At 70.0% G+C, this 21,549-nt stretch carries 14 protein-coding genes and 1 pseudogene; 7 read left to right on the top strand and 8 right to left on the bottom strand.

The window, feature by feature from the left end; all coding sequences use genetic code 11:
• Positions 1–111: 111 nt before the first annotated feature.
• On the top strand, positions 112–1,218 hold the full coding sequence (locus tag ACTRO_RS10910) for a LacI family DNA-binding transcriptional regulator (protein ID WP_051450642.1): 1,107 nt from the start codon (positions 112–114) through the stop codon (positions 1,216–1,218).
• Between the two features lie 31 nt (positions 1,219–1,249).
• Here ACTRO_RS10910 and ACTRO_RS10905 read toward each other — a convergent pair whose 3' ends face one another.
• Entirely contained in the window at positions 1,250–4,414 is a 3,165-nt protein-coding gene (locus ACTRO_RS10905; RefSeq protein WP_084316159.1) for a discoidin domain-containing protein, read from the bottom strand.
• Between the two features lie 497 nt (positions 4,415–4,911).
• On the opposite strand from ACTRO_RS10905, the gene ACTRO_RS10900 reads away from it, so the two are divergent.
• Positions 4,912–5,712, top strand: coding sequence for a GNAT family N-acetyltransferase (locus tag ACTRO_RS10900; protein ID WP_034263040.1), 801 nt, complete (start codon positions 4,912–4,914; stop codon positions 5,710–5,712).
• An 18-nt stretch (positions 5,713–5,730) separates the two neighbouring features.
• Here the strand turns inward: ACTRO_RS10900 and ACTRO_RS10895 are convergent, their stop codons facing one another.
• Positions 5,731–6,366, bottom strand: coding sequence for a LysE family translocator (locus tag ACTRO_RS10895; RefSeq protein ID WP_034263038.1), 636 nt, complete (start codon positions 6,364–6,366; stop codon positions 5,731–5,733).
• 489 nt (positions 6,367–6,855) lie between these two features.
• Between ACTRO_RS10895 and ACTRO_RS10890 the strand changes: the two genes are divergently transcribed.
• Positions 6,856–7,239, top strand: coding sequence for a VOC family protein (locus ACTRO_RS10890; protein ID WP_034274236.1), 384 nt, complete (start codon positions 6,856–6,858; stop codon positions 7,237–7,239).
• A gap of 7 nt (positions 7,240–7,246) precedes the next feature.
• Here the strand turns inward: ACTRO_RS10890 and ACTRO_RS10885 are convergent, their stop codons facing one another.
• Both ACTRO_RS10885 and ACTRO_RS10880 read right to left on the bottom strand, forming a co-directional pair.
• Positions 7,247–8,437: an NAD(P)/FAD-dependent oxidoreductase gene (locus ACTRO_RS10885; protein WP_034263036.1), complete on the bottom strand. Its 1,191-nt coding sequence runs from the start codon at positions 8,435–8,437 to the stop codon at positions 7,247–7,249.
• A gap of 127 nt (positions 8,438–8,564) precedes the next feature.
• The gene (locus ACTRO_RS10880) at positions 8,565–9,371 is read right to left on the bottom strand and encodes a G1 family glutamic endopeptidase (RefSeq protein ID WP_051450641.1); all 807 of its coding nucleotides are present in this window, start codon (positions 9,369–9,371) and stop codon (positions 8,565–8,567) included.
• A gap of 361 nt (positions 9,372–9,732) precedes the next feature.
• On the opposite strand from ACTRO_RS10880, the gene ACTRO_RS10875 reads away from it, so the two are divergent.
• On the top strand, positions 9,733–12,183 hold the full coding sequence (locus ACTRO_RS10875) for an endonuclease/exonuclease/phosphatase family protein (RefSeq protein ID WP_034263035.1): 2,451 nt from the start codon (positions 9,733–9,735) through the stop codon (positions 12,181–12,183).
• 65 nt (positions 12,184–12,248) lie between these two features.
• Here ACTRO_RS10875 and ACTRO_RS10870 read toward each other — a convergent pair whose 3' ends face one another.
• Together ACTRO_RS10870 and ACTRO_RS10865 are read right to left on the bottom strand one after the other, a co-directional pair.
• Positions 12,249–13,004 (bottom strand): hypothetical protein, encoded by a 756-nt coding sequence (locus ACTRO_RS10870; RefSeq protein ID WP_051450640.1) that lies wholly within the window; start codon positions 13,002–13,004, stop codon positions 12,249–12,251.
• A gap of 1,506 nt (positions 13,005–14,510) precedes the next feature.
• Complete coding sequence (locus tag ACTRO_RS10865) at positions 14,511–15,488, bottom strand: isopenicillin N synthase family dioxygenase (protein WP_211244188.1); 978 nt, start codon at positions 15,486–15,488, stop codon at positions 14,511–14,513.
• Positions 15,489–15,589: 101 nt separating this feature from the next.
• Between ACTRO_RS10865 and ACTRO_RS10860 the strand changes: the two genes are divergently transcribed.
• Complete coding sequence (locus tag ACTRO_RS10860) at positions 15,590–16,132, top strand: nitroreductase family protein (protein ID WP_034263030.1); 543 nt, start codon at positions 15,590–15,592, stop codon at positions 16,130–16,132.
• Between the two features lie 82 nt (positions 16,133–16,214).
• Entirely contained in the window at positions 16,215–17,984 is a 1,770-nt protein-coding gene (locus ACTRO_RS10855; protein WP_051450639.1) for a penicillin-binding transpeptidase domain-containing protein, read from the top strand.
• Positions 17,985–18,002: 18 nt separating this feature from the next.
• Here ACTRO_RS10855 and mscL read toward each other — a convergent pair whose 3' ends face one another.
• Together mscL and ACTRO_RS10845 are read right to left on the bottom strand one after the other, a co-directional pair.
• Positions 18,003–18,449, bottom strand: coding sequence for a large conductance mechanosensitive channel protein MscL (gene mscL / locus ACTRO_RS10850; RefSeq protein ID WP_051450638.1), 447 nt, complete (start codon positions 18,447–18,449; stop codon positions 18,003–18,005).
• Positions 18,450–18,503: 54 nt separating this feature from the next.
• Positions 18,504–20,918, bottom strand: coding sequence for a glycoside hydrolase family 65 protein (locus ACTRO_RS10845; RefSeq protein WP_034263028.1), 2,415 nt, complete (start codon positions 20,916–20,918; stop codon positions 18,504–18,506).
• 347 nt (positions 20,919–21,265) lie between these two features.
• On the opposite strand from ACTRO_RS10845, the pseudogene ACTRO_RS50890 reads away from it, so the two are divergent.
• Positions 21,266–21,526, top strand: a pseudogene (locus ACTRO_RS50890) (STM4015 family protein); the annotation flags it as partial.
• Positions 21,527–21,549: the final 23 nt, after the last annotated feature.

Genomic DNA, 21,549 nt, shown 5'->3' with positions numbered 1-21,549 from the left:
GCGCCGACGTCGGGTGGCGCCCGATCCGGCCGGCGAGTCCTGTGAGCCGATGGACCGCAGGGTTCGAATGCGTTTGGAGAGAGCGCTCTCGGATTCTGTTATAACTGGTCCATGGCCATCAGCGACGCGCGCCGAACCGTCGTGCCCACCCTGGAGGACGTGGCACGCGCGGCGGGGGTCTCGCGCGCCACCGTCTCCCGCGTGGTCAACGGCGCCCCGAACGTCTCCAGCGATCTGCAGCGGGTGGTCCAGGACGCCATCGCCGCGGTCGGCTACGTGCCGAACCGGGCCGCGCGCCAGCTGATCACCGGCCGCAGCGGGGTGATCGCCCTCGTCATGTCGCTCGCACCGGAGGCGGCCGGGCCCGGACCCGGCCACGACGGCGCTGAATCCGCCGCACCCGGCACGCCGGACACCGCCGACACTTCGCCGGACCGCGTCTTCGCAGACCCCTTCTTCGGCCGGATCGTCGCCGGCGTACTCGCCTACCTGCGCCCGCGTCGGCTGCACCCACTGCTGATGCTGGCCGAGGACGACGCCTCGCGCGCGCAGGTGCTGGACCATCTGCGCCAGGGCGCGGCCGACGGCGCGCTGGTGGTCTCCATCGATCCGTCCGATCCGTTGCCTGGCCTGCTGGTCGAGGCCGGGCTGCCGGCTGTCTTCTTCGCCCGCCCCGAACGCCCGCTGCCCGTGCGCTACGTAGACCTCGCGCACCAGGACGGCGGCCGGCTCGCCGCCGAACGCCTGCTCGCGCAGGGCCGCCGCCGCGTCGCGGCGATAGCCGGCCCGCTCGCGCTGCACGCCGGCCGGGCGCGGCTCGACGGCTTCTGCGACACCATGGCCCGGCACGGCGTCGCTTACGTGCCCTACACCGTCGGGAACTTCACCCAGGACAGCGGCGAGCGGGCGATGCGCGAACTGCTCGAACGCGAACCCGAGCTGGACGGGGTCTTCGCCTCCAACGACCTGATGGCCGTCGGCGCGTTGCACGTCCTGCTCGAACGCGGCCGACGGGTGCCGCAGGACGTCGCCGTCATCGGCTTCGACGACAGCAGCGCGGCCACCTCCGCCAGGCCCCGGCTGACCACGGTGCGTCAACCGGTGGAGGAGATGGCCGCGCAGATGGCGCAGCTGCTGCTCGAGCGCCTCGATGAGCCCAAGGCTCAGCCCCGCGCGGTGCTCTTCGACTCCGAACTGGTCGTGCGCGCCTCGGGCTGACCCGAAGCGCGCACGGCCGTCAGGGTTCGTACTACGGGGTGTAGACCCCGAATTCGTACAGCGAGTAGCCGTACGCGGTGCCGCGGGCGGTTCCGTAGACGCGGACGTAGCGTCCTGATACGCCGCTCAGGCTGATGCTGTCCACACCGCCGATCCCGGTCGTGGTCGAGTAGACCGTCGTCCAGGTGCTGTTGTCGTTCGACACCTGGATCTGGTAGGCCTGCGCGTAGGCCGACTCCCAGACCAGCTGAACGCCGGAGATCGGGTCCGACTTGCCGAGATCCGCCTCGATCCACTGCGGGTCGCTCCAGTCGCTGGCCCACCGGGTGGTCAGGTTCCCGTCCGTCGCGTTGCTCGGCGGGAACGGCGCGCCGGTACCAGTGGCCTGATACGACGAGGCCGTCGTGGTCGCGCCGCGGGCCACGTTCGTGCCGGACATCGTCGCGGGTACGACGTTGATCGACGCGGTCTGGATCCCGGCGTTGCCCTGATCGTCGTACACGTATACGTCGACCTTCCACACGCCGATCTGGTTCGGCGCCGTCGCGGTGATCGTGCCGCCCGACGTGGTGAAGGTCGCGCCCTGCTGCGCGGTGCCGCCGGTGATGTACTTGGCGTCGTAGTCCACGCTGTAGCGCAGCGGAGCGCCGATCGGGCTGCTCGCCCCGACGTTGATGGTGAAGGTGCCGCCGGCCGGCACCGCGGTCGGGTTGCCGATGGTCATGCTGGAGATCACCGGGGCCTGATTCACCGGGTTCTGGCCGCCGTAGAGCGCGTTGATCTCGTAGAACGAGTCGCGGCGCCAGTCACCGGTGATGAAGTTGTACCAGATGCCGCCGAAGTCGTTCTCCACGCCGTAGTTGAACAGCGTCGCGCCCAGCGCCACGCCGCTCGCGGCCTTCACGCAGTTCCAGTCGGTCGCATAGCCCTGAGTCGAGGCCTGGTCGGTGTCCTCGGTCGGCACTCCGTTCTCGTCGTTGGCCACCTCCCACTCGCCGTCCGGGCCGGCCTCGGTGAGGATGTAGGGCTTGTTGTAGCCGCCGGACTGCCAGGCGGACTGCACGCCGCAGGCCGCGCCGTACGAGTTGACCGCCATCAGGTCCAGGTGCGGGGTGTACTGCTGGTAGTACGGCCAGGCGCCCACCCACGCGTCGGTGGAGGTCACCGGGTGGTTCGGGTCGGCGGCGTGGATCGCGTCGGCGACTCTCTCCACGAACTGCGCGTACGCGATCCGCTCGTTGGTCAGCTGCGTGCCCGAGTATGTGCTCGAGAGCGAGTTCATCACCTCGTTCCCGACGTCCCACATCAGCACGCCGCCGTTGTTCTTATATTGATTCACTAGCGAGACGATGTTGTTCAAGTCGCTGGTCTCGTCGGTGGTATCGGTGATGTAGTCCTCTGATTGACTGAGCCAGAAGCCCATGACCACCTTGACCCCGTTGGCATCCGCCGCGTTGAGCAGGTCGACGGTGTCGGTGTTGTCCGTGCCCCACGTCCGTACCGTGTTCGCGCCGGTCGCCGCGATCTGCGGCAGGTAGTACGGCGCGTCGGTGTTGGCCGGGCCGTAGGTGACGCCCTTGACGTAGTACGGCGATCCGTTGACGGACAGTCCCCAGTTGCCCTGGCTGCCGGTCACCTTGACCACGCTCGGGGTGTTGGCGGGGGTCGGGGGAGCGGTCGGCTGGCTGGGAGCCGCGTTCACCGCCGCGGTCTGCACCGAGAGCGACGCGACGCTCATGGTGCCGCCGGACGAGGTCTGCGCGTTGGGCGAGGTGCACCCGCAGTCCGCGTTCGGGAAGGAACCGCCGATGGCGAGGTCGAGGATGATGAAGAACCCGTGGTCGATGGCCGCCTGCCAGGCTGCGGTGCCGACTTGGGACTCGGTGACCTGCCAGTACTCGTGGCCGTCGAGGTACCAGCGGATCGACTCGTTGCTGACGCTGCGGTCGATGACCTCGGTGTAGGTGTGGTAGCCCGTCTGGCAGCCCGCGCAGGCGGTCATCCCGCTCGTGCGCCCGGTGTACTCGTTGCAGGCCCCGCCCGGCGCGACCCCGCAGTGCAGGGTGGACGAGGTCTCGCTGTGGCCGTTGACGTCCTCGAGGATGTCCGTCTCGCCGATGGACGGCCAGGTCCCGCCGGTGCGGTCGCCTGCCCCGAGCGTCCAGAAGGCCGGCCAGTAGCCGACCCCGTGGGTGGGGTTCGGCTGCTCGATCGAGGCGGAGATCTCCATCATCCCGCCGGCCGGAGCCGCGAAGTCGGAACGCTGTGACTCGATCCGGCCCGACGTCCATGAGCCGCCGGAAGACAGAGCCGTGATATCCAGGCGGCCGCTGCCGTCCAGGTGCACGTTCGAGGTCGAATTCGACATGGTCTCGACCTCGCCGGTGCCCCAGTTGGCCGGACCGCCCGGTGAACTGGTGCCGGTGTCCTCGATCCAGTCCGAGGAAGAGGGCGCGGACCCGGCGGAGCCGCTGAAGTCGGCGTTCCAGACGGTGTTCCAGTTCTCGGCGGGGATGGTCGGGCCGGAGGTGGGCGTGGAGCTGCCGGTCGGGCTGGCCGACGCGCTTGCCGAGGCGCTGGCCGACGCGCTGGCGGAGGCGCTGGCACTGGCCGTCGGGGTGGAGCTGGCAGCGGTCCCGGCGTAGACGTCGAACTCGTAGAGCGAGTAGCCGTAGCCGGTGGCGCGCGCGGTCCCGTACATGCGGATGTAGCGCCCGCTGCCGCTGACGGTCAGGTTCTGCACCCCACCGGTGCCGGTCGTGGTGGAGTAGATCGTCGTCCAGGTGGAGTCGTCGGTCGAGGTCTGGATCTGGAACGCCTTGGCGTAGGCGGACTCCCAGTTGAGCGAGACACCGCAGATCGACTGGGTGGAGCCGAGATCCACGGCGAGCCACTGCGGGTCGCTGAAGGCGCTGGACCAGCGGGTGGCGGTGTTCCCGTCGGTGGCGGCCGACGCCGGGAACTGCGCGCCGTTCTCCAGCGAGGACGCGGTCGTGGGCTGATTCAGCGCGATGTCTGCGGTGCCGCAGCTCCCGGTGGCGTCCGGGCTCGCGGCGTGCGCCGCGAGGAGCGGAAACGCGGTGAGCGCCAGCGCGATGGCGACGGTGACGAGCACGGCCAGGCCGGCCCGTACCCGCGGTGGCAGGTCGCTGAGAGGTCTCCGGCGCGGCGTCGGGCCGGAGAAGGATGCGGTCATCGGGGCTCCTGGGTGGTTCGTAGGGACGTCGGCCGAGGTCAGAGCCGCTCAGAGGACTGTGCCGCGTGATGAGAGCGCTCTCTCGGGGTGCCTGGAGGTGCGCCGGGGACGCGGGGCGGCGGATGGGCCGTCCCGGGTGCCCGGATCCCTCCGGTGCCTCGAGCAGATCGAGCGCCCTGCCTGCGCGAAGTCCTGCGGGCGGGTGTCGCGTGCCGGCGGATGGTGCGGGTTCGGCCGCGCGCCGACGGGCCCCACCGCTCGGATCGCGAGGCGATCCGAGCGGCGGCCCGCGCCGGGTGGGGTCGCGCATGCCACGGTGGTGCCAGAGAAATGGTGCTGGTGGTACCAGAGCGGGAGAGCGCTCTCCCACGGGGATGTCTACGCTCCCCGCCCGGCCCTGTCAATATTCGGATGTTGGTGAGGACCCGCTGCGGACCCTCATCTGCGCCGACTCGCCGAGGCGTGAATCAGGTTGACGCCCGCGCTAACGTCCCTTCGTGATCGATGAGAGCTCAGCGGCTCCGGCGCTCGCCGCGGACAAGGCCGCGTTCGCTGCCGAGATCGCGGCGGCGCTTCCGGGAGCAGCCGCATTCGATGACGGCGCGCTCGCATGGCTCGATTCGGGGCTGCCGGACAGCACTTTCAACTTCGTGTACCGGAGCCCTGATTCACCCGCCGAGTTCGCCGCGGCCGTGGACAGGGTCATCGGGCACTTCCGTCAACGCGGCTTGCCCTTTCACTGGAGCCTGGGTCTGCGCGCCGACCCGGCAGGCGCCGCCGAAACGCTGCTGGAGCGCGGCCTGGGCTTCGACGAGGCAGAGCCGGCCATGCTGCTGGACCTCGCCGCGCCCCGCGTCGCCGAGGTGGCCGCAGCCGTTCCCGGCCTGGAGTTCCATCCCGTCGCCGATGACGACGCGTTGCTCACCTGGACGCGGGTCTGGGGCTGCGGCGCCCCGGACGACGTCGTCGAACGCTGGCATCGGGTCTACTCGACGTTGCCCTACGGTCCGGCTCGTGCGCTGCGGATGTTCATCGGCACACTCGCATCCGAGCCGGTCGCGACCGTCTACGTGCACGTCGTCGCGGACGTGGCCACCGTGCACTACGTCGTCACGCTTCCCGAGCACCGCCGCCGCGGCATCGGTGCGGCGATGACGGATGCCGCGCTGCGCGAGGCCCGCGCGGCCGGTTGCCGCCTCGCGGTACTGACCGCTTCCGAGTTCGGCATCGGCGTATACCGCCGCCTCGGATTCCGTGAAGCAGGCCTCGTCGACAGCTACATCTGGCGCCCTGAATAAGGCGTGAGCGGAAGAGTCTCAGCGTTCAACGGCCAAGCGCACGCCCAGCCCGATGAACACGCCGCCGGTGGCCGCGTCCAGCCTTCGCCGCGCCCGCTGCCGGCGCCCCAGCCACCGGCCGATGCGTCCCGCGAGCACGCCCACGGTCCCGTCCACCAAGAACTCCAGCGCGATGAAGACCGCGCCGAGCACCGCGAACTGCAGCCAGACCCGCCCGAGGCGAGGATCGACGAACTGCGGCAGGAACGCGATCGTGAAGGTGACCATCTTCGGGTTCACCAGGTTCGTCAGCAGACCCCGAAGATACGCGACCCGCCCGGGCATCCCCGCGCCCGCCGGACCGCCGAGTTCGAGCCGGTCCTCGCCGCGGTGTCGGATCGCCTGGACGCCGAGGTAGACGAGGTACCCGCCGCCGGCGATCCGCAGGGCGGTGAACGCGGCCGGGGCGGCGGCGAAGAACGCGGAGAGCCCCGCGGCCGCCAAGGTGATGTGCACGACCTCGCTGGTGGCCACGCCGGCCGTGGCGAGCAGGCCGGCCCGCGGCCCGCCGCGCATGCCGCAGCCGAGGATGAAGAGCATGTCGGGCCCCGGGCTGATCATCGCGATGAACGTGGTGATGAGGAACAAGGCGAACAAGTGCTGATCGATGAGCATGGGTCGATGCTCGTCAGGCTGCAGCGGATGAGGCAACTGAGATTCGAAGGCTGGGATGGTGCGGGCCGGCCGATGTCTCAGCGCCGACACCCCATCCGCCGCAACGCGTCCGCGCGCCACCATTTGGGCTGCGTCGGCCCGATGATCCGCGACGTCGGCTGATCAGGATGCAGTCCCAACCGTTGCAACGCCGAAGCCCGGATTTTGAAGGTGAACGAGCCCCAGGGCGTGCCGTCCTTGTATCTCCCACAGTAATGGTCGATCACCAGTTCGCCGGCGTCCAGGGGATACCAGTCGAATTGCCGGTCGAGCAGTCAGTCGCAGACCGCGCGATACGGGCTCGGGCAGCCGGGGAGGTTCTGGTAGGCCATGATGACGACCCAGTCAGGGATCGTGCCGTGTGTCTCCATGAAAACCATGGTGCCATGAGTCGCGCGCGCGAGCTATCGAATACTTGACCGTCCGCGGATGATCGGTCAGGCTGCGGGCATGAAATCCCGGGCTGACGGCATGTGGTGGGGAACGGCGATCGAGGCGCCGGATCCCGGCGCTCTGGCGAGGTTCTACGCCGAGCTTCTGGACTGGCACGTGGGACATGAGGACCCGGAGACGGCCGTCGTCGCGGCTTCGCCGCAGGGTCCGTACTTTGTTTTCCAGCGGGCCGAGGGTTATCAGCCTCCGGTGTGGCCGCCGGCGGACGGCCGGCAGCGGGCGATGATGCATTTCGATTTCCAGGTGGCGGATCTGGACTCGGCGGTGGCCGAGGCGGTCGCGTCGGGGGCCACCGTGGCCGAGTTCCAGCCGCAGGATCATGTCAGGGTTCTGCTCGATCCCGCCGGGCATCCGTTCTGCCTTTGTTTCGACGAGGGCTGACAGCCGCTCAGCCGGCCGCTCCGACCGCCGCGGCGAACTCGCCCATCGCGACCCGGCCGGCGTAGACGCCGAAGAACATCGAGATCAGCTCCGGCCGGTCCTCTATCGCGCGGAAGATCGGGCCGAGGGCGTCGCCTCCGCCGCCGGTGGCGAAGGCGAGGGTGGTCTCGAACCCGTTCGCGCCGTCGCGGTCGCGGCCGATGACGTGCGCGGCGGTCGCTTCGTCGACCGCCGCCGGGCCCGCCGCCAGGGCCGCGGGCAGCAGGTCGGCGAGAGACTGGGCCTGGGCGAAGGCGTCGCCGATGCCCTGCGCGGTCACGGCGTCCTTGGCCACGGCGGCATCTCCGGCCAGGACCCAGCCGGGGCCGGCGGACTCGCGGATCCGGTTGGCCATGTCGCCGGATCCGACGATGCGGGCGGTCCGGTTCTCCTCGGTCAGATAGCCCCGGATCTCCGGGGCCAGTGCCTCGACCTCGTCCAGGAAGTGGCGTTCGAGGTCGCGCTTGACCTCCTCGAACCGCTCGCGCGGCCAGCCGACGAGGACGAGGTGGCTGCCGTCGTGCGTGGGGAACGCCAGCACGGCCTTGCCCTGTCCGACGAAGACCTGCGCGCCGTTGTCCGGCAGCCCGCTCCAGTAGCCGTAGTACTGGCAGCCGAAGTTCCCCTCGTCCCGCAGGACCTGCGCGCCGACGGCTTTAGCCACCTCGGAGTTGCGTCCGTCCGTGCCGATGAGCAGCGCGGCCTGCTCGGCGAAGGCGCGGCCGTCCCGGTCTCGGAACTCCGCCCCGACCACCCTGCCGTCCTGCCAGACCGGCCGCTGGAACGAGACGCCTTCGCGCACCGTTGCGCCGGCGGCGGTCGCGGCTTCGACGAGGAGCAGGTCGAGCTTGGTCCGGCGCGGCGCCAGCACGAGAGTCGAGCCGTCCGCGGCGGGATAGGGCGCCGCACGCAGCGTCAGTTCTGGGGCCGGCTGGAACGCGATGCTCTCGATCTTCGGGCAGCCGCTGGCCAGAAGCGCGTCGAGGAGACCCCAGCTGCGCAGGTGGGCGACACCGGCAGGGTGCAGCAAGTGGGTCGAGACGGTGTCGCTCGGGAACACGACCCGGTCCGCCAGCAGCACGCGCACGCCCTGGCGGGCCAGCAGGAGCGCGGTCGACGCGCCGGCGCAGCGCGCCCCGACGATGATGACGTCATACACGTAATCATGGTGCCAGGGTCAGGGGTCGAAGTCAGCAGGGGAACAGGCGGGCGTGGCGCGGGCCCGGCAGTCCGGATCGGGCCCGCGCCACGCCGTGCCTGATCACAGGCTCAGCGGGTCAACCGGTTCAGCAGGCGTTGAGCCACGTGGTGGTGAAGTTCTCATTTCCGCTGAGCGCCGAGTCCGAGTCGCAGAGGGTGGAGCCGTTCTGGATCTCCATCTGGTAGATCGTGTACTGCGAGCCGGTGAACGAGCCGGCCGGCGAGCCGTTCACAGTGAAGCTGGTGAACGGGTCGGTCCCGGTCCACTTGGTGAGGTGGTCGCCGGCCTGCTCCATCACGGCCTCGGCGGAGGAGTTGCCGGCCGAGAGCGACTTGCTGACGCTGTAGGTCCAGCCTTCGGTGTTGTTCACCAGGGTCAGCTTGTAGGTCGTGCCGGAGGTGTGGGTCACCGTGCCGGTGAAGCTGTCGCCCTTCTTGATGGTCTTGTTGATCGTGACGTAATTGGCCGGGTACATCTCGTACCAGGCGTAGTAGTCGACGCTCGAGCCGCTGCAGTCGGCCGAGGTGCCGATCTGCTCGACGGTGCTGTCGCTGAAGCCGTCGAGGCCGACCCACGGCGACATGTCGGTCTCGCCGCCGCTGGAGGAGCAGGTCGCGGCGTTCTGCACCCAGGTCGCGCTGGCCGAGGTGAAGGCGGCGCCGGTGACGGCGTAGCCGGGCCAGTTGGTCGAGTAGTCCAGCACGGTCTTGCCGGCGGCGGCGCGGGCGGCGTTCGGGTGGGCGCCGGCGGCCGGGCGGAACAGGCCGCCGGGGTTGAACGAGGCGCCGGCCTTGGCGGCCGGGGCGGCGGCGAACGCGGGGCCGGCGGCGGCGGTCAGGCCGAGGGCGACGGCGGCCACGCCGAGGGCGGTGAGCGAGCGGTTGCGGATCATCGCGGTGGGCTCCTTCGTGGGTGGAAGGCGGCAGCGGCAGGACCCTGACACGTTGGGTGGCCGGTCGGGCCCCGTCCGCGGAAGCAGGGTGGACTCTACTGCCGAGTAGTGAGTCAGAGAACTGCTGGCGCGATGTGGTGAGGCTCACGGTTTGGCGGGGCGTCGGGTGCTGAACCGCGCGGTCCCGGACCGTTCTCGGACTCGCGGCGGACGGAGCTTGGTGAGCTGAGCCGATCGGGCCGAGGAGCGCGCGCGCCGCCGGGTGGAAACCTGGTGGTCGCGCGCTTTTCTTCTGCGCAACCATGACACGGCGCCAAGATTTCCAGATACTGGAGGGCTTCCCATTCAACTGAGGAGGACCGTGTCCAAAATCCGTTCCCTGACAGCAGCCGGCACCGCCGCTGCGTCAGCCGCGTTCGTGGCCCTGGTGCCGACCGCCGGAGCCCACGCCGACGCAGGCGCCGGCGGTGTGGTGATCGAGGAGGTGTACGGCGGCGGAGGAAACTCCGGCGCCACCTACACGAACGACTTCATCGAGCTCTACAACAGCGGCACCAGCACGGTCTCGCTCGCCAACGACTCGGTCCAGTACATCTCGGCCGCACCCGGCGCCAGCACGACCTGGCAGGTGACCGCCCTGTCCGGCTCGATCGCGCCGGGCGCGCACTACCTGGTCGGCGAGGCGGCCGGCACCGGCGGGACCACGGCGCTGCCGACCCCCGACGCCACCGGCACCATCAACATGTCCGGCACCAGCGGCACCGTCGCCCTCGACACCACGCAGACCGCGCTCACCTGCAAGACCGCCGCAGACTGCGCGGCCGACGGCACCATCGGCGACCTGGTCGGCTACGGCACGGCCGTGGTCTACGAGGGCAGCGCCGACGCGCCGCTGCTGAGCAACACGACCGCCGACTCGCGTTCCGCGACCGGCACCGACACCGGCCAGAACGGCGTCGACTTCACCGCCGGCGCGGTGGACCCGGAGAACTCCTCCTCCACCGGCTCGAGCTCCAGCCCGACCCCGACGCCGACCCCTAGCCAGACCCCGGCTCCGGGCCCGCTGCGCATCCACGACATCCAGAGCGACAAGTGGATCTCGCCGGAGAACGGGCAGCAGGTCACGAACGTGCCCGGCATCGTCACGGCGATCCGTACCAGCGGCTCGAAGGGCTACTGGGTCCAGGACCCGAACCCGGACAGCGACGCGGCGACCAGCGAGGCGGTGTTCGTCTACACCTCCTCCGCCCCGGCCGTCGCGGTGGGCGACTCGGTGCTGGTGTCCGGCAAGGTCGAGCAGTACTACCCGCTCGCCAGCGGCGACACCGACGCCACCACCTCGAACCTGTCGACCACTGAGATCGGCAGCCCGACCACGATCACGCTGAGCACCGGCAACGCGCTGCCCGCGCCGATCGTGATCACGCCAACCACCGTGCCCAGCACCTACGCGCCGGACCTCGGCAACGCCAGCATCGAGAACGGCACCATCCAGCCGACACGTTCCGCGCTCGACTACTACGAGTCGATCGAGGGCATGCGGGTCGAGGTCGACAACGCCTCCGTGGTCGGTCCGTCCGACGCCTACGGCGAGCAGTACATCACCACCAAGCCGGGCCAGGACGCCACCATCCGAGGCGGGGCCGAGCTGCTCGGCGAGAACCAGACGCCGGCCGGCCGGCTCGAGGTCGTCGCCGACAACGGCACCAACCCCGAGGTGAACGTCGGCGACGAGTTCTCCGGCGCGACCGTCGGCAACATCGACTACTCGCAGTACGGCGGCTTCCTGGTCTCGGCCTCGCAGCTCGGCACGGTCGTGTCGGGCAACCTGGCGCCGACCGTGGCCACCGCACCGGCGAAGAAGCAGCTCTCCATCGCCACCTACAACGTCGAGAACCTGGCGCCGAGCGACCCGGCGGCGAAGTTCACGGCGCTGGCCAAGGGAATCGTCACCAACCTCAACTCGCCCGACATCATCGCGGTCGAGGAGGTGCAGGACAACGACGGCGCCACCGACGACGGCACCGCTGCCGCGGACAAGACCCTGGCCGCGCTGACCACGGCGATCGCCGCGGCCGGCGGCCCGCAGTACGCCTACCGTCAGATCGACCCGGTCAACGACGCGGACGGCGGCGAGCCGGGCGGCAACATCCGCCAGGTGTTCCTGTACAACCCGGCCGTGGTCACCTTCGTCGACCGCGGCGGCGTGAACGTGGACCGGTCGACCACCGCCACCGCGGTCATCAAGACCAAGGGCGAGCCGGACCTGACCCTCTCGCCCGGCCGGATCGACCCGGCCAACCCGGTCTGGTCCTACAGCCGCAAGCCGCTGGTGGGCGAGTTCTCGTTCAACGGCAAGACCGTGTTCGTCATCGCCAACCACTTCGACGCGAAGCTCGGCGACCAGAACCAGGACGGCCGCTACCAGTACCCGGAGCAGGACTCGGCGATCCAGCGGGCCGGCCAGGCCCAGGTCGAGCACGACTTCGTGCAGCAGCTGCTCGCCATCGACAAGAAGGCCGACGTCGTGGTGGTGGGCGACCTGAACGACTACCAGTTCAGCCCGTCCCTCGCGGCGCTGGAGACCGGCAACGCCTCCGGCACCGGCCCGGCGATCCTGACCGACCTGATCACCACCCTGCCGGTGGACCAGCAGTACACGTACGACTACGACGGCGTCTCCGAGGTCCTCGACCACATCCTGGTCTCGCCCGGCATCACCTCGTACGACTACCAGGTCGTGCACATCAACGCCGAGTACGCGAACCAGACCAGTGACCACGACCCGCAGGTCGTGGACCTGAAGCCGTAGCCTCCGGCGCGGCTCGCGAAGCGGCCGTGCGGCCCACCTGGGAGTGGGCCGCACGGCCTTGGCGTTTACGAGGTCGGAAGCAGCGAGGTGCTCCAGGTGCTGTCGCGGTTGAGGGTCACCGCCAGCCCGGGCGTGCCCGGCACGAAGTCGAGCGCGACCGCCGTACTGATCTCCTCGATGTCCAGATTCTCCCCGGGCGTGAAGTTGCCCGCGGTGAGCCAGAAATGCTGGGTCGGGTGGGGCGTGAACACCAGCTCCTGGTTGGGCTCGGTCTGGACCGCGTACAGGGCGGCTCCCGACATGCCGATGCCGACTTTGCCCACGCCGTCGACCGGGACGGTGACGAGCTCGTCGACGTAGAGGCTGCCGAGCTCCGCCGTGCCGAGGGCACGGCCCGGTACCAGCGCGTAAGCCCCGTTGGTGTAGGTGAGCGCGATCTGATTCTGGTTCAGGTCGGAGGGATCGGCGTTCACGCTCTGGGTGATGGTGCTGCCGCCTTTGCCGAAGAGCAGGAAGCTGTAGTCCTGCTGCCACTGGAACTGCACCGTCTGCTGCGGATGGGCGCCCTTGACGAACCAGGCCAGGCTCATCACGTTGTAGACGCCGAGGTCGGGGTCGTTCTGGTAGACGGCGAACTGCTCGAAGGCGCTGGAGTCGTTCGTGACCTGGAGGGTGACCGCGTCCGGCGAGGCGCCGGTGCGGGGTGCGGCCGGGACGGCGGCGGCCCGGGCGAGGCCGCCGGGCAGCAGGACGGCGCCGCCGGTCAGCGCGCCTCCGACGGCGGCGGTCCGGAGGAAGGAGCGTCGCGAGCGTTCTGTCATATGCGTGTGCTTTCTCTGCGACCGTGTCCGTTTGATAACGGTTTGATCAGATTTTAGACAGCACGCGCAGCCGCCCCGGGCAGGCCCGCGTGCTCCATCCGAGTGGATTGCGCGGACCCGCCGGGGCGGGCTGAGGCCGGCCTAACGCGAGTTGATGGGCGGCCGCTTCGCGTCGCCCTGTTTGTCTGTCCACCCGCCCACCCGTTGCGTTGGCGGGGCGTGCTGCGGTTTCAAGATTTCGCCTCCGGCGGGGGCCCTTCCTCGGAGAGATTGCCGGGGTCTGTGGGGTGCTGGCGTTGGTGGGGCGGGTTGGGGTTCGGGGTGGTGGGGTTGCGGGTGTGTGCTCTCTCCTCGGTCGGTCCCCGGAGGCAATCAGGGACCTGCCGGGAGGTCAAGCGGCGGTGGTTTCCGCTCATGCTCGATTGTGCATGGCGCCGCTTGACCTCCCGGCAGAACCCTGATCGGGCTTCGCCTGCCCGACCGAGGAGAGAGCACACCCCCTAGGGAGCAGTGCGAGCTGCGCTCGGGCCTGGTCCGGTCGCGCTCGATCCGGAAGAATCCTGCATTGCCGTTCTGGGCCGCTGTCTTCTTCTCTACTCCTTCAACGCTGGGGAGCACGCCCGAGTGCCCGGAAATCTCCCGTATTTTTTCTTTTCCGGCAAAAGCCGGATTCGCTGTTTTTGTCGGTGGTGGCGTCTAGCATGGAAGAGTACGAGGGTCGGGGCTGGTGACGGGAGGGTGGTGGACGGGTTGGCTGGGCAGATGGGGTCAGGGGTGTGGCGGAAAGCGGTGCAGGATTTCCCCTCGGGGTGCGACCGGGCCGCGCGGTCCTGCGCAGTACGTGGGCATCGGGTGGATCAGACCGGGGCGATGCAGAATCCTTCCGCATCGAACGCGGCTGGCGCTGCGGGATTCTGCCGCGAGGTCTGGAATCGAGGTGGAGCCCAGGGCGATGTGAGATTTCACATCGAGCGCGACCGAAGCGCCGACCCTGCGCGCCGATCGGGAATCGGGACGGTTCGGATCACGGCGATGCAGAATCCTTCCGCATCGAGCGCGGCCGGGCCACGCGATGGGACTCGGCCCGAGCGCAGCTCGCACCGGCCCCTCAGGGGGTGTGCTCTCTCCTCGGTCGGGCAGGCGAAGCCCGATCAGGAACCTGCCGGGAGGTCAAGCGGCGCGATGCAAGATCCAGCATCAACGAGGGCCACCGCCGCTTGACCTCCCGGCAGGTTCCTGATTGCCTCTGGTGTCCGGCCGAGGAGAGAGCACGCCCCCCGGTACCCGACCACCCCGGACCTCAGCCCGCTCCGCCAACGACAGCACCCACGCGACCCCGGCACTCTCTCCGAGGGAAGGGCCCGCGCCGGAGGCGAGATCTTGAAACCGCAGCCCACCCCGCCAACGTAACGGGTGGGCGTGGACGGACGAAACAGGCGACGCGAAGCGGCCGCCCACACCTTGGCAAACACCCCAACCCGATGAGCCAGCACGTCCCACGAGCGCTCAGCCGGTCATCGACTCGGTTTCGAGCGCGACCGAGGCCGCGCGGGCGCGCTCGGCGAGGTAGTCGCCGTAGCGGACCGGCGGGAGGTCCTGGCGCACGCTGATCGGCGCGGGCAGCGGGGTGACCTCGGTGTCGACGTCGGCCTCCATGAACATGATCAGCGAGATCAGCTCCTCGCCGGGCTGGTCGGCCGGGGGCGGGAGCACGCGGTGGCGGGTCGAGCGCCAGCGGTCGCCGGTCCACCGGGCCAGCAGGTCGCCGATGTTGATGGTGTACGCGTCGTCGTGCAGGGGCGCGTCGACCCAGTCCCCGTCGAGGGTCTGGATCTGCAGCCCGCCGTAGCCGGCCTGCCGGTCGAGGATCGTGAGCATGCCCCAGTCGGTGTGCGGCGCGACCCGGAACTGGCCCTCCTGCGGCGCCCCGGTCTCGCGCAGCGGCGGGTACCGGTTGATGTTGAAGGTGTGCGGCGAGTTCCGGCTGCGAGCGCGGAAGAAGCCCTCGGGCAGCCCGAGCGCCGCGTCGCAGACGTCGAGCAGCTCGTCGTAGAGCGCGCGCACCTGCTCGGCGTAGAGAGCGCACAGTTCGGCCAGGTCGCGGACCTCGGCCGGCTGGACGTTCGGGGCGAACCAGGCCGCGTCGGTGGCCGCATCGCCGGTGGCGAAGTCGCGGCCCATGGTCAGGCTCTCTTTCAGGTCCGCCCGGGAGGTGTCGGCCTCGAGCCCGTAGAAGGCGTTGGCCTCCTTGCCGATCGGGATCCACCCCCGCCCGCCGACCGGCGCCGCGTAGCGGGACTTGGTCGAGTCCGGCAGGTCGAAGAACTCCTTCGCCGCCGTGCGCAGCTTGGCACGCAGCGTCGGATCGATCCCGTGTCCCGATATGAGGAGAAAGCCGGATTCGCGCAGCGCGGCATCGGTCTCGGCGGCGACGGCGGCCCGGTCGCCGCGGCGCCAGCGATAGAGATCGATCAGAGGAATCATGCGGTTCTCCGTCATGGTGCAGGTCGGGCGTGGCCCTCCCATGATGACGGGCCGCGGTCGCCGGGGGAAATCCGGGCCTTGACCCGTGGCAGAATCAACGCGTGGATCACGTAAGGGTCAGTCCGCTCCTGCGCGCCCGCTACAGCCCGTTGCGCTTCGACCAGGGCCACGAGCTCGCCGACGAGCAGCTCGAGGCGCTGCTCGAGGCTGCCCGCTGGGCGCCGTCGGCCGGAAACTCCCAGCCTTGGGCGTTCCACCCGCGCCGGCGCGGCGAGGAGGGGCACGCGACGCTGGTGGAGCACCTGGCCGGCAGCTCGCGGCTGTGGGCGCCGGACGCCAGCGCACTGGTGGTGAACCTGGCCCGGCGCGAAGTGGACGAAAGCGGCATGCCGTACTCCGAGTTCGCCGACTACGACCTGGGCCAGGCCGTGGCGCACATGACGCTGCAGGCGCAGGCAATGGACCTGGCCTGCCGGCAGTTCCGGGCCTTCGACCTCGACGGGCTCGAGGAGGCCCTCGGTGTGCGCCCGGGCTGGCACATCCTGACCATGACCGCGGTCGGGGTGGCGGCCGCGGCCGCGCCGGACGGCCGGGAGCGGCGCAGCATCGTCGATCTGCGCACCGCGGGCCGGTCGGACGCGTGAAGTGAGTACACCCAGTGTGTGATCTGAGTAGCAAGTCCGTAGCAATGCGCTGTCTCCGCGTGCGGTAATGGGGGGTATGGGAATGTCAGACTTCGAAGATGGGCGCGGCGGCCGCGACGACCCGGCCGAGTACGAGCGGTACCCCGAGTACGAGGAGTACGACGAATACGACGGCGGCGACGGACGCCGCGTCGGCCGCGCGCCGATGGCGCGTGGCAGACGTCTGCGATTGTCGCTGGGCATGGCCGGCGGGTTCGCGGCCGCGGGTTACGCCGCCTATCTGCTGCTCTCCTCGGGCTCCGCGCCCTCGACGCCCCCGACCGCGACCGTCGCCGGACAGGCGGCCGGCAGCGACAACGGCGCTCCCGGCCCGAGCCCGGTCGCGCAGCAGGCGGCGCAGCACACGACGCAGGCGTTCCTCGGCGACTGGCAGGCCGGCGACTACACCGCCGCGGCGAAGCTCACCGACTCTCCGAGCGCGGCGGGCAAGGCGTTGGCGGCCTACCGATCCGGGCTTGATCTCAAATCCCTGAGTATCAAGCTGAACAGCACGGACTCCTTCGGGGCCTCGGTCTTCAGCGTCTCCGCGACGGTGCGCTCGGGCAAACTCACCGGCGTCTGGCACTACACCTCGCAGCTGCAGGTCTACGTCGGCCCGTCCGGCCCGGTCGTGCAATGGCAGCCGGACGTGCTCGCGCCGAACCTGGGCGAGGACATGACACTGGGCGTGCAGACCGTGGATCCGAGCGGGGGAGAGGTCACCGACGCGAAGGGCGGCGACCTGTCCCAGGCCTCCGACCCCGGTGTGCAGCGGATAGCGAGCATGCTCGCAGGCGCCGCCGACGCCGGCCAGGGCGGCGGCACCCCCGGCCTCGACGTCGTCTACACGGACGCCGACGGCGAGGCGGGCGACACCCAGCCGTCCGTCGTCACCGCGCCGGCGGCCAAGAACCTCGCCACCACCATCGATCCGACGGTCGAGAGCGCGGCCGTTTCGGCGGTCGCGCGCCAGTCGCAGAGCTCGATGGTGGTGCTCCAGCCCTCGACCGGGCACATCCTGGCGATCGCCAACAACGACGGGCAGAACGACGACGCGCTCACCGCCCAGATCGCGCCCGGCTCCACCATGAAGGTGGTCTCCTCCGCCGCGCTGCTGAATCAGGGCATGTCGATGAACACCGACGTGGCCTGCCCCTCCGCCTACACCGTCACCGGCGTGACGTTCCACAACTCCTCGGGTGAGTCCGAGTCGGCCGGAACCCCGCTGATCGAGGACTTCGCAGCGTCCTGCAACAACGCCTTCACCACCCAGTACCAGAAGCTGTCCGACGGCACGCTGGCCGAGACCGCGCGCACCTATTTCGGGCTGGGCGCGCAGTGGGACATCGGCCTCGGCCAGGGAACCGACTACTTCAGCATCCCGCCCGCCGCCGAGGACTCCGAGCTCGCGGCCGAGTCCTTCGGCCAGGGCGTGATCCAGACGAACCCGCTGGCCATGGCCTCGGTCGCGGCGACGGTCGACACCGGCGTCTTCCGCCAGCCGATCCTGCTGCCCGGCGCCCACCAGGTGTCCGCCACGCCGCTGCCCTCGTCCACGGCGAGCCAGCTGCGCAGCATGATGCACGCGGTCGTCAGCTACTCCGACGGCACCGCCCACAAGGTCGGCTTCGGCTCCGATGTCTACGCCAAGACCGGCACGGCCGACCACGGTGCCCCGGGCACCGCGGCCGACTCGTGGATGATCGCCTACGACCCGCAGAAGGACGTGGCCATCGCCTGCGTCGTGCTCAACGGCGGGTTCGGCGACGAGGCGGCAGGTCCGCTGGTGAAATCCGTACTCAACGCGCTGTGATCGAACCGATGCAGGCGGTCAGCCCACCGGGGCCGGCCGCGGCTCCGGCACCTCGGTCGTGGCCTTGGTGCCCTCGGTCAGCACGCTCGTGCACTCCGGGCAGCGTTGCGCCGCGATCGGGATGCTGCGGGTGCACACCGGGCAGGGGCGCTCGGTCGTGGCCTGATCCTTGGCGATCATGCGCAGCAGGCGGGCGACCGGCAGCACGATCGCGAAGTAGATGACGGCGGCCGAGATCACGAACGAGATGACGTCATCGATGAACACACCGTAGGTGAAGACCGAGTGCCTGACCGTGAAGCTGTAGCTCTCGAACCTCTGCGTGCCGCCGAACATTTTGAGCAACGGCGTGATGAACGAGCTGGTCAGGCCCTTCACCAGGTCGGAGAACTGAGCGCCGATGACGACCGCGACCGCGAGGTCGACGAGGTTGCCCCGGAGGATGAACTGTCGGAAACCCTTCATGGCGCAAAGATTAGCCGTTCCGCGCCGCCGCTCCGGCGTTTGGCGCGCTGATCGCTAGAGAGCCGCGGCCTGCTCGCCGAACACGACCTGGCCGCCGGGCGCCAGCACGGCCGAACTGCCGCGGCAACGCACCCGGATCGGCGACTGGCCGCCCGGGCCGGCGCTCACCCGCACCTGGTCCTCGGCGATCTCGACGTCCAGCGCGTGCTCCCGGTAGGTCATCGAGAACTCCAGCCGGCCGAGCTCGGGCGGCCAGTAGGGGTTGAGATGCAGCACGTCGCCGCGCATCTCCACCCCGGCGAAGCAGCGCTGGAGCACGTCGAGCGAGCCGGCCATCGCCGCCAGGTGCACGCCCTCCGCCGTCGTCCCGCCCTGCACGTCGGCGACGTCGCTGCGCAGCGCCTCGAGGAAGTAGTGCAGCGCGTCGTCGCGGTGGGCCCGGGCCAGCACCGAGGCGTGGACCACGGCGCTGAGCGTCGATCCGTGCGAGGTGCGGGCCAGGTAGTAGTCGACCGTGTCCGGGATCGACGCCGGATCCCAGGCGTAGCCGAGCCGCCGCAGGATGCCGCGCAGCTCGCCCGCGGACAGCAGGTAGAACAGCATCAGCACGTCCGCCTGCTTCGAGGCCTTATACCGGTTCACGTCGTCGTGCTCGGCCTCGAGGATCCGGTCCAGCCGGGTGATGTCGCGATGCCGGGCCCGCAGCCCGTCCCAGTCCAGCTCTTCAAGCTCCTCGTATCCGGCGAACTGGCTGATCAGTCCGTCCTCATGGAAGGGTACGAACATCCGGTGCGCGATGCGATCCCATCGCTCGGTCTCTTCCGCGGTCAGCCCCAGCGCCTCGGTGAGCTGATCCCGGCGCGCGGCCGGCAGCAGCCGAAGCAGGGTCCTGGCACGCTCGAGCACCCACACGGCCATCACATTGGTGTAGGCGTTGTCGTCGATGCCCGGTTCGGTGTTGCCCGGATAGTGCGTGTGGAACTCGTCCGGGCCGACCACGCCGCGTAGCCGGTAGCGGTCGAGGGAGTGGTCGTAGCAGGCCAGCGATCCGAAGAACCGGGCGATCTCCAGGAACATCTCAGCCCCGTGATTCACCGCGAACCAGCGGTCGTCGGTGGCCTGGTAGTACTGCCAGATGTTGTACGCCACCGCCAGTCCCACGTGCCGCTGCAGGTGGGTGGCGTCCGGCAGCCACCGGCCGGACGCGGGGTTGAGATGGAAGCGCTGGCTGGTCTCGGACCCGTCCGAGCCGGACTGCCAGGGGAACATCGCGCCGCGCAGGCCCGCGTCGCGTGCGGCCCAGCGCGCCGTGTCCAGCCGGCGATGGCGGTAGTCCAGCAGCGAGCGGGCCACGTGCGGCAGGCGGGTGGTGAGCGCGGGCAGCACGAACAGCTCGTCCCAGAACACGTGGCCCCGGTAAGCCTCGCCGTGCAGGCCGCGCGCCGGCACGCCCGCGTCCAGGCCGATCGTGTTCGGCGAGACCGTCTGGAGCAGGTGGAACAGGTGCAGCCGGAGCACGTTGGCGGCGTCGTCGTCCCCGCCGAGCTCGACCCGGCAGTGCTCCCACAAGTGCCGCCACGCCCGGGTGTGCCGGTTGAGCAGCACGTCGAAGCCGTCGAGCCGGCCGAGCCAGCGCTCCGCGGCGTCCGCGGGCGCGCTGATCGCCCGATCGCGGCTGGTGAACAACGTGGCGATCTTCTCCACCGTCACCGGCTTGCCCGCCTCGAGCGGGAGGATCAGTTCGTGGCCGACGCGGGAGCCTTCGGTGATCGGCCGTCCCGTGCACGCCGACGGCTCGCCGCCGCTGAACGCCCGGCTTCGAACGGCCTGGGCGATCCGCTCCCGGGACTGCACCGTCTCCGTCTCCACCAGCGCCGAATCCGCGCTGAGCACCTCGGCCCGCTCGACCCGCAGATGCTTGCCGGAGAGCTCCCGGTACCGGCTCACCCCGGCATTGGCCGTCTGCCCGTCGAGGGTGGACTGAACCGTGAGGGTGCCGTCCCAGTCCTCCGCCAGCACGGTCGTCTGCAGCCCGCCGACATGCTGGTACTCCATGTGGGCGAAGCGCCGTTGCACCACCCGGGTGGAGCGCCCGGCCGGGTCGCGGAAGGCCAGATCGCGCACCAGGACGCCGAGCCGCAGGTCAAGCGTCTGGCGGTAGTGGGTCAGCGCCACCGAGCCGGCGTCGAACCACGGCCCGTCGTCGAACCGCAGCGTGGTGGCGAGCCAGTCCGGCAGGTTGACCACGCTCTCGTTGACCACCTCGTGCCCGGCGACCACGTCGGTGAGCGCGTTGTAGTGCCCGGCGGCATAGGTGCCCGGGTAGTGGACCGCGTCGGCGGACGACTCGGGCGCGGATCCGCGCGTGGCGAAGTAGCCGTTGCCGACTGTGCACAGCGTCTCGCGCAGCTTCTCCTGCGCGGGATCGAACCCCTCGTACGCCAGCGACCAGGCGGACCAGTCGGACATCCGGCCTCCTCGGTGATCACCTCCACTGTGACATGCGGGCGTTCCACCCGCATGGTGATGCGTCTCCTTCCGCCCTGCGCTGATGGGTGCTCCGACAGTGCCTGTCGGAGGCGAGTGATAGAAACAAGCGTTCGTGGTTCACGGGTAGGCGAACACACACCAAGGCAAGGAGCGTGCGGCGAATGGGTTTCGGCAGTCACCTCAAGGAGTTCGCCGGACTGCCGGTGCTTGATTTTCCGGTGCGGGGCAAGGGATCGGCGACTCCGGTCGAGCCGGACGGCGTGGCTTGGCGGCTGAGCGCCGACGCCTCGGAGCAGCGCCTGCGTGCCTTCCACGTCGACTGGGACGCGGACCTCGACGCGATGCTCGAGACGCTCGACCTGTCCCTGGGGACGCTCGGCGACGAGGGCGCCGCCTCGCTGCTGGCCGGTCAGCCGTTGACCCACCTGGCGAAACTCGACCTGCACCACCACTTCATGTCCGACGCGATGATGCAGCGGCTGCGCGCGGCGCTGCCCGGTGTCGACCTCGACCTGAGCGAGCAGGAAGAGCCCGAGGAGTGGGACGACGACGAGCCGCCGATGCGCTACATCGCAGTCAGCGAATAGGCCGAGGGAAGCCAGCTGTGATC

Source organism: Actinospica robiniae DSM 44927, from assembly GCF_000504285.1.
GTDB lineage: Bacteria > Actinomycetota > Actinomycetes > Streptomycetales > Catenulisporaceae > Actinospica > Actinospica robiniae.
Note: the sequence above shows the minus strand (reverse complement) of the source record. Positions and strands in the feature narration are given on the sequence as shown.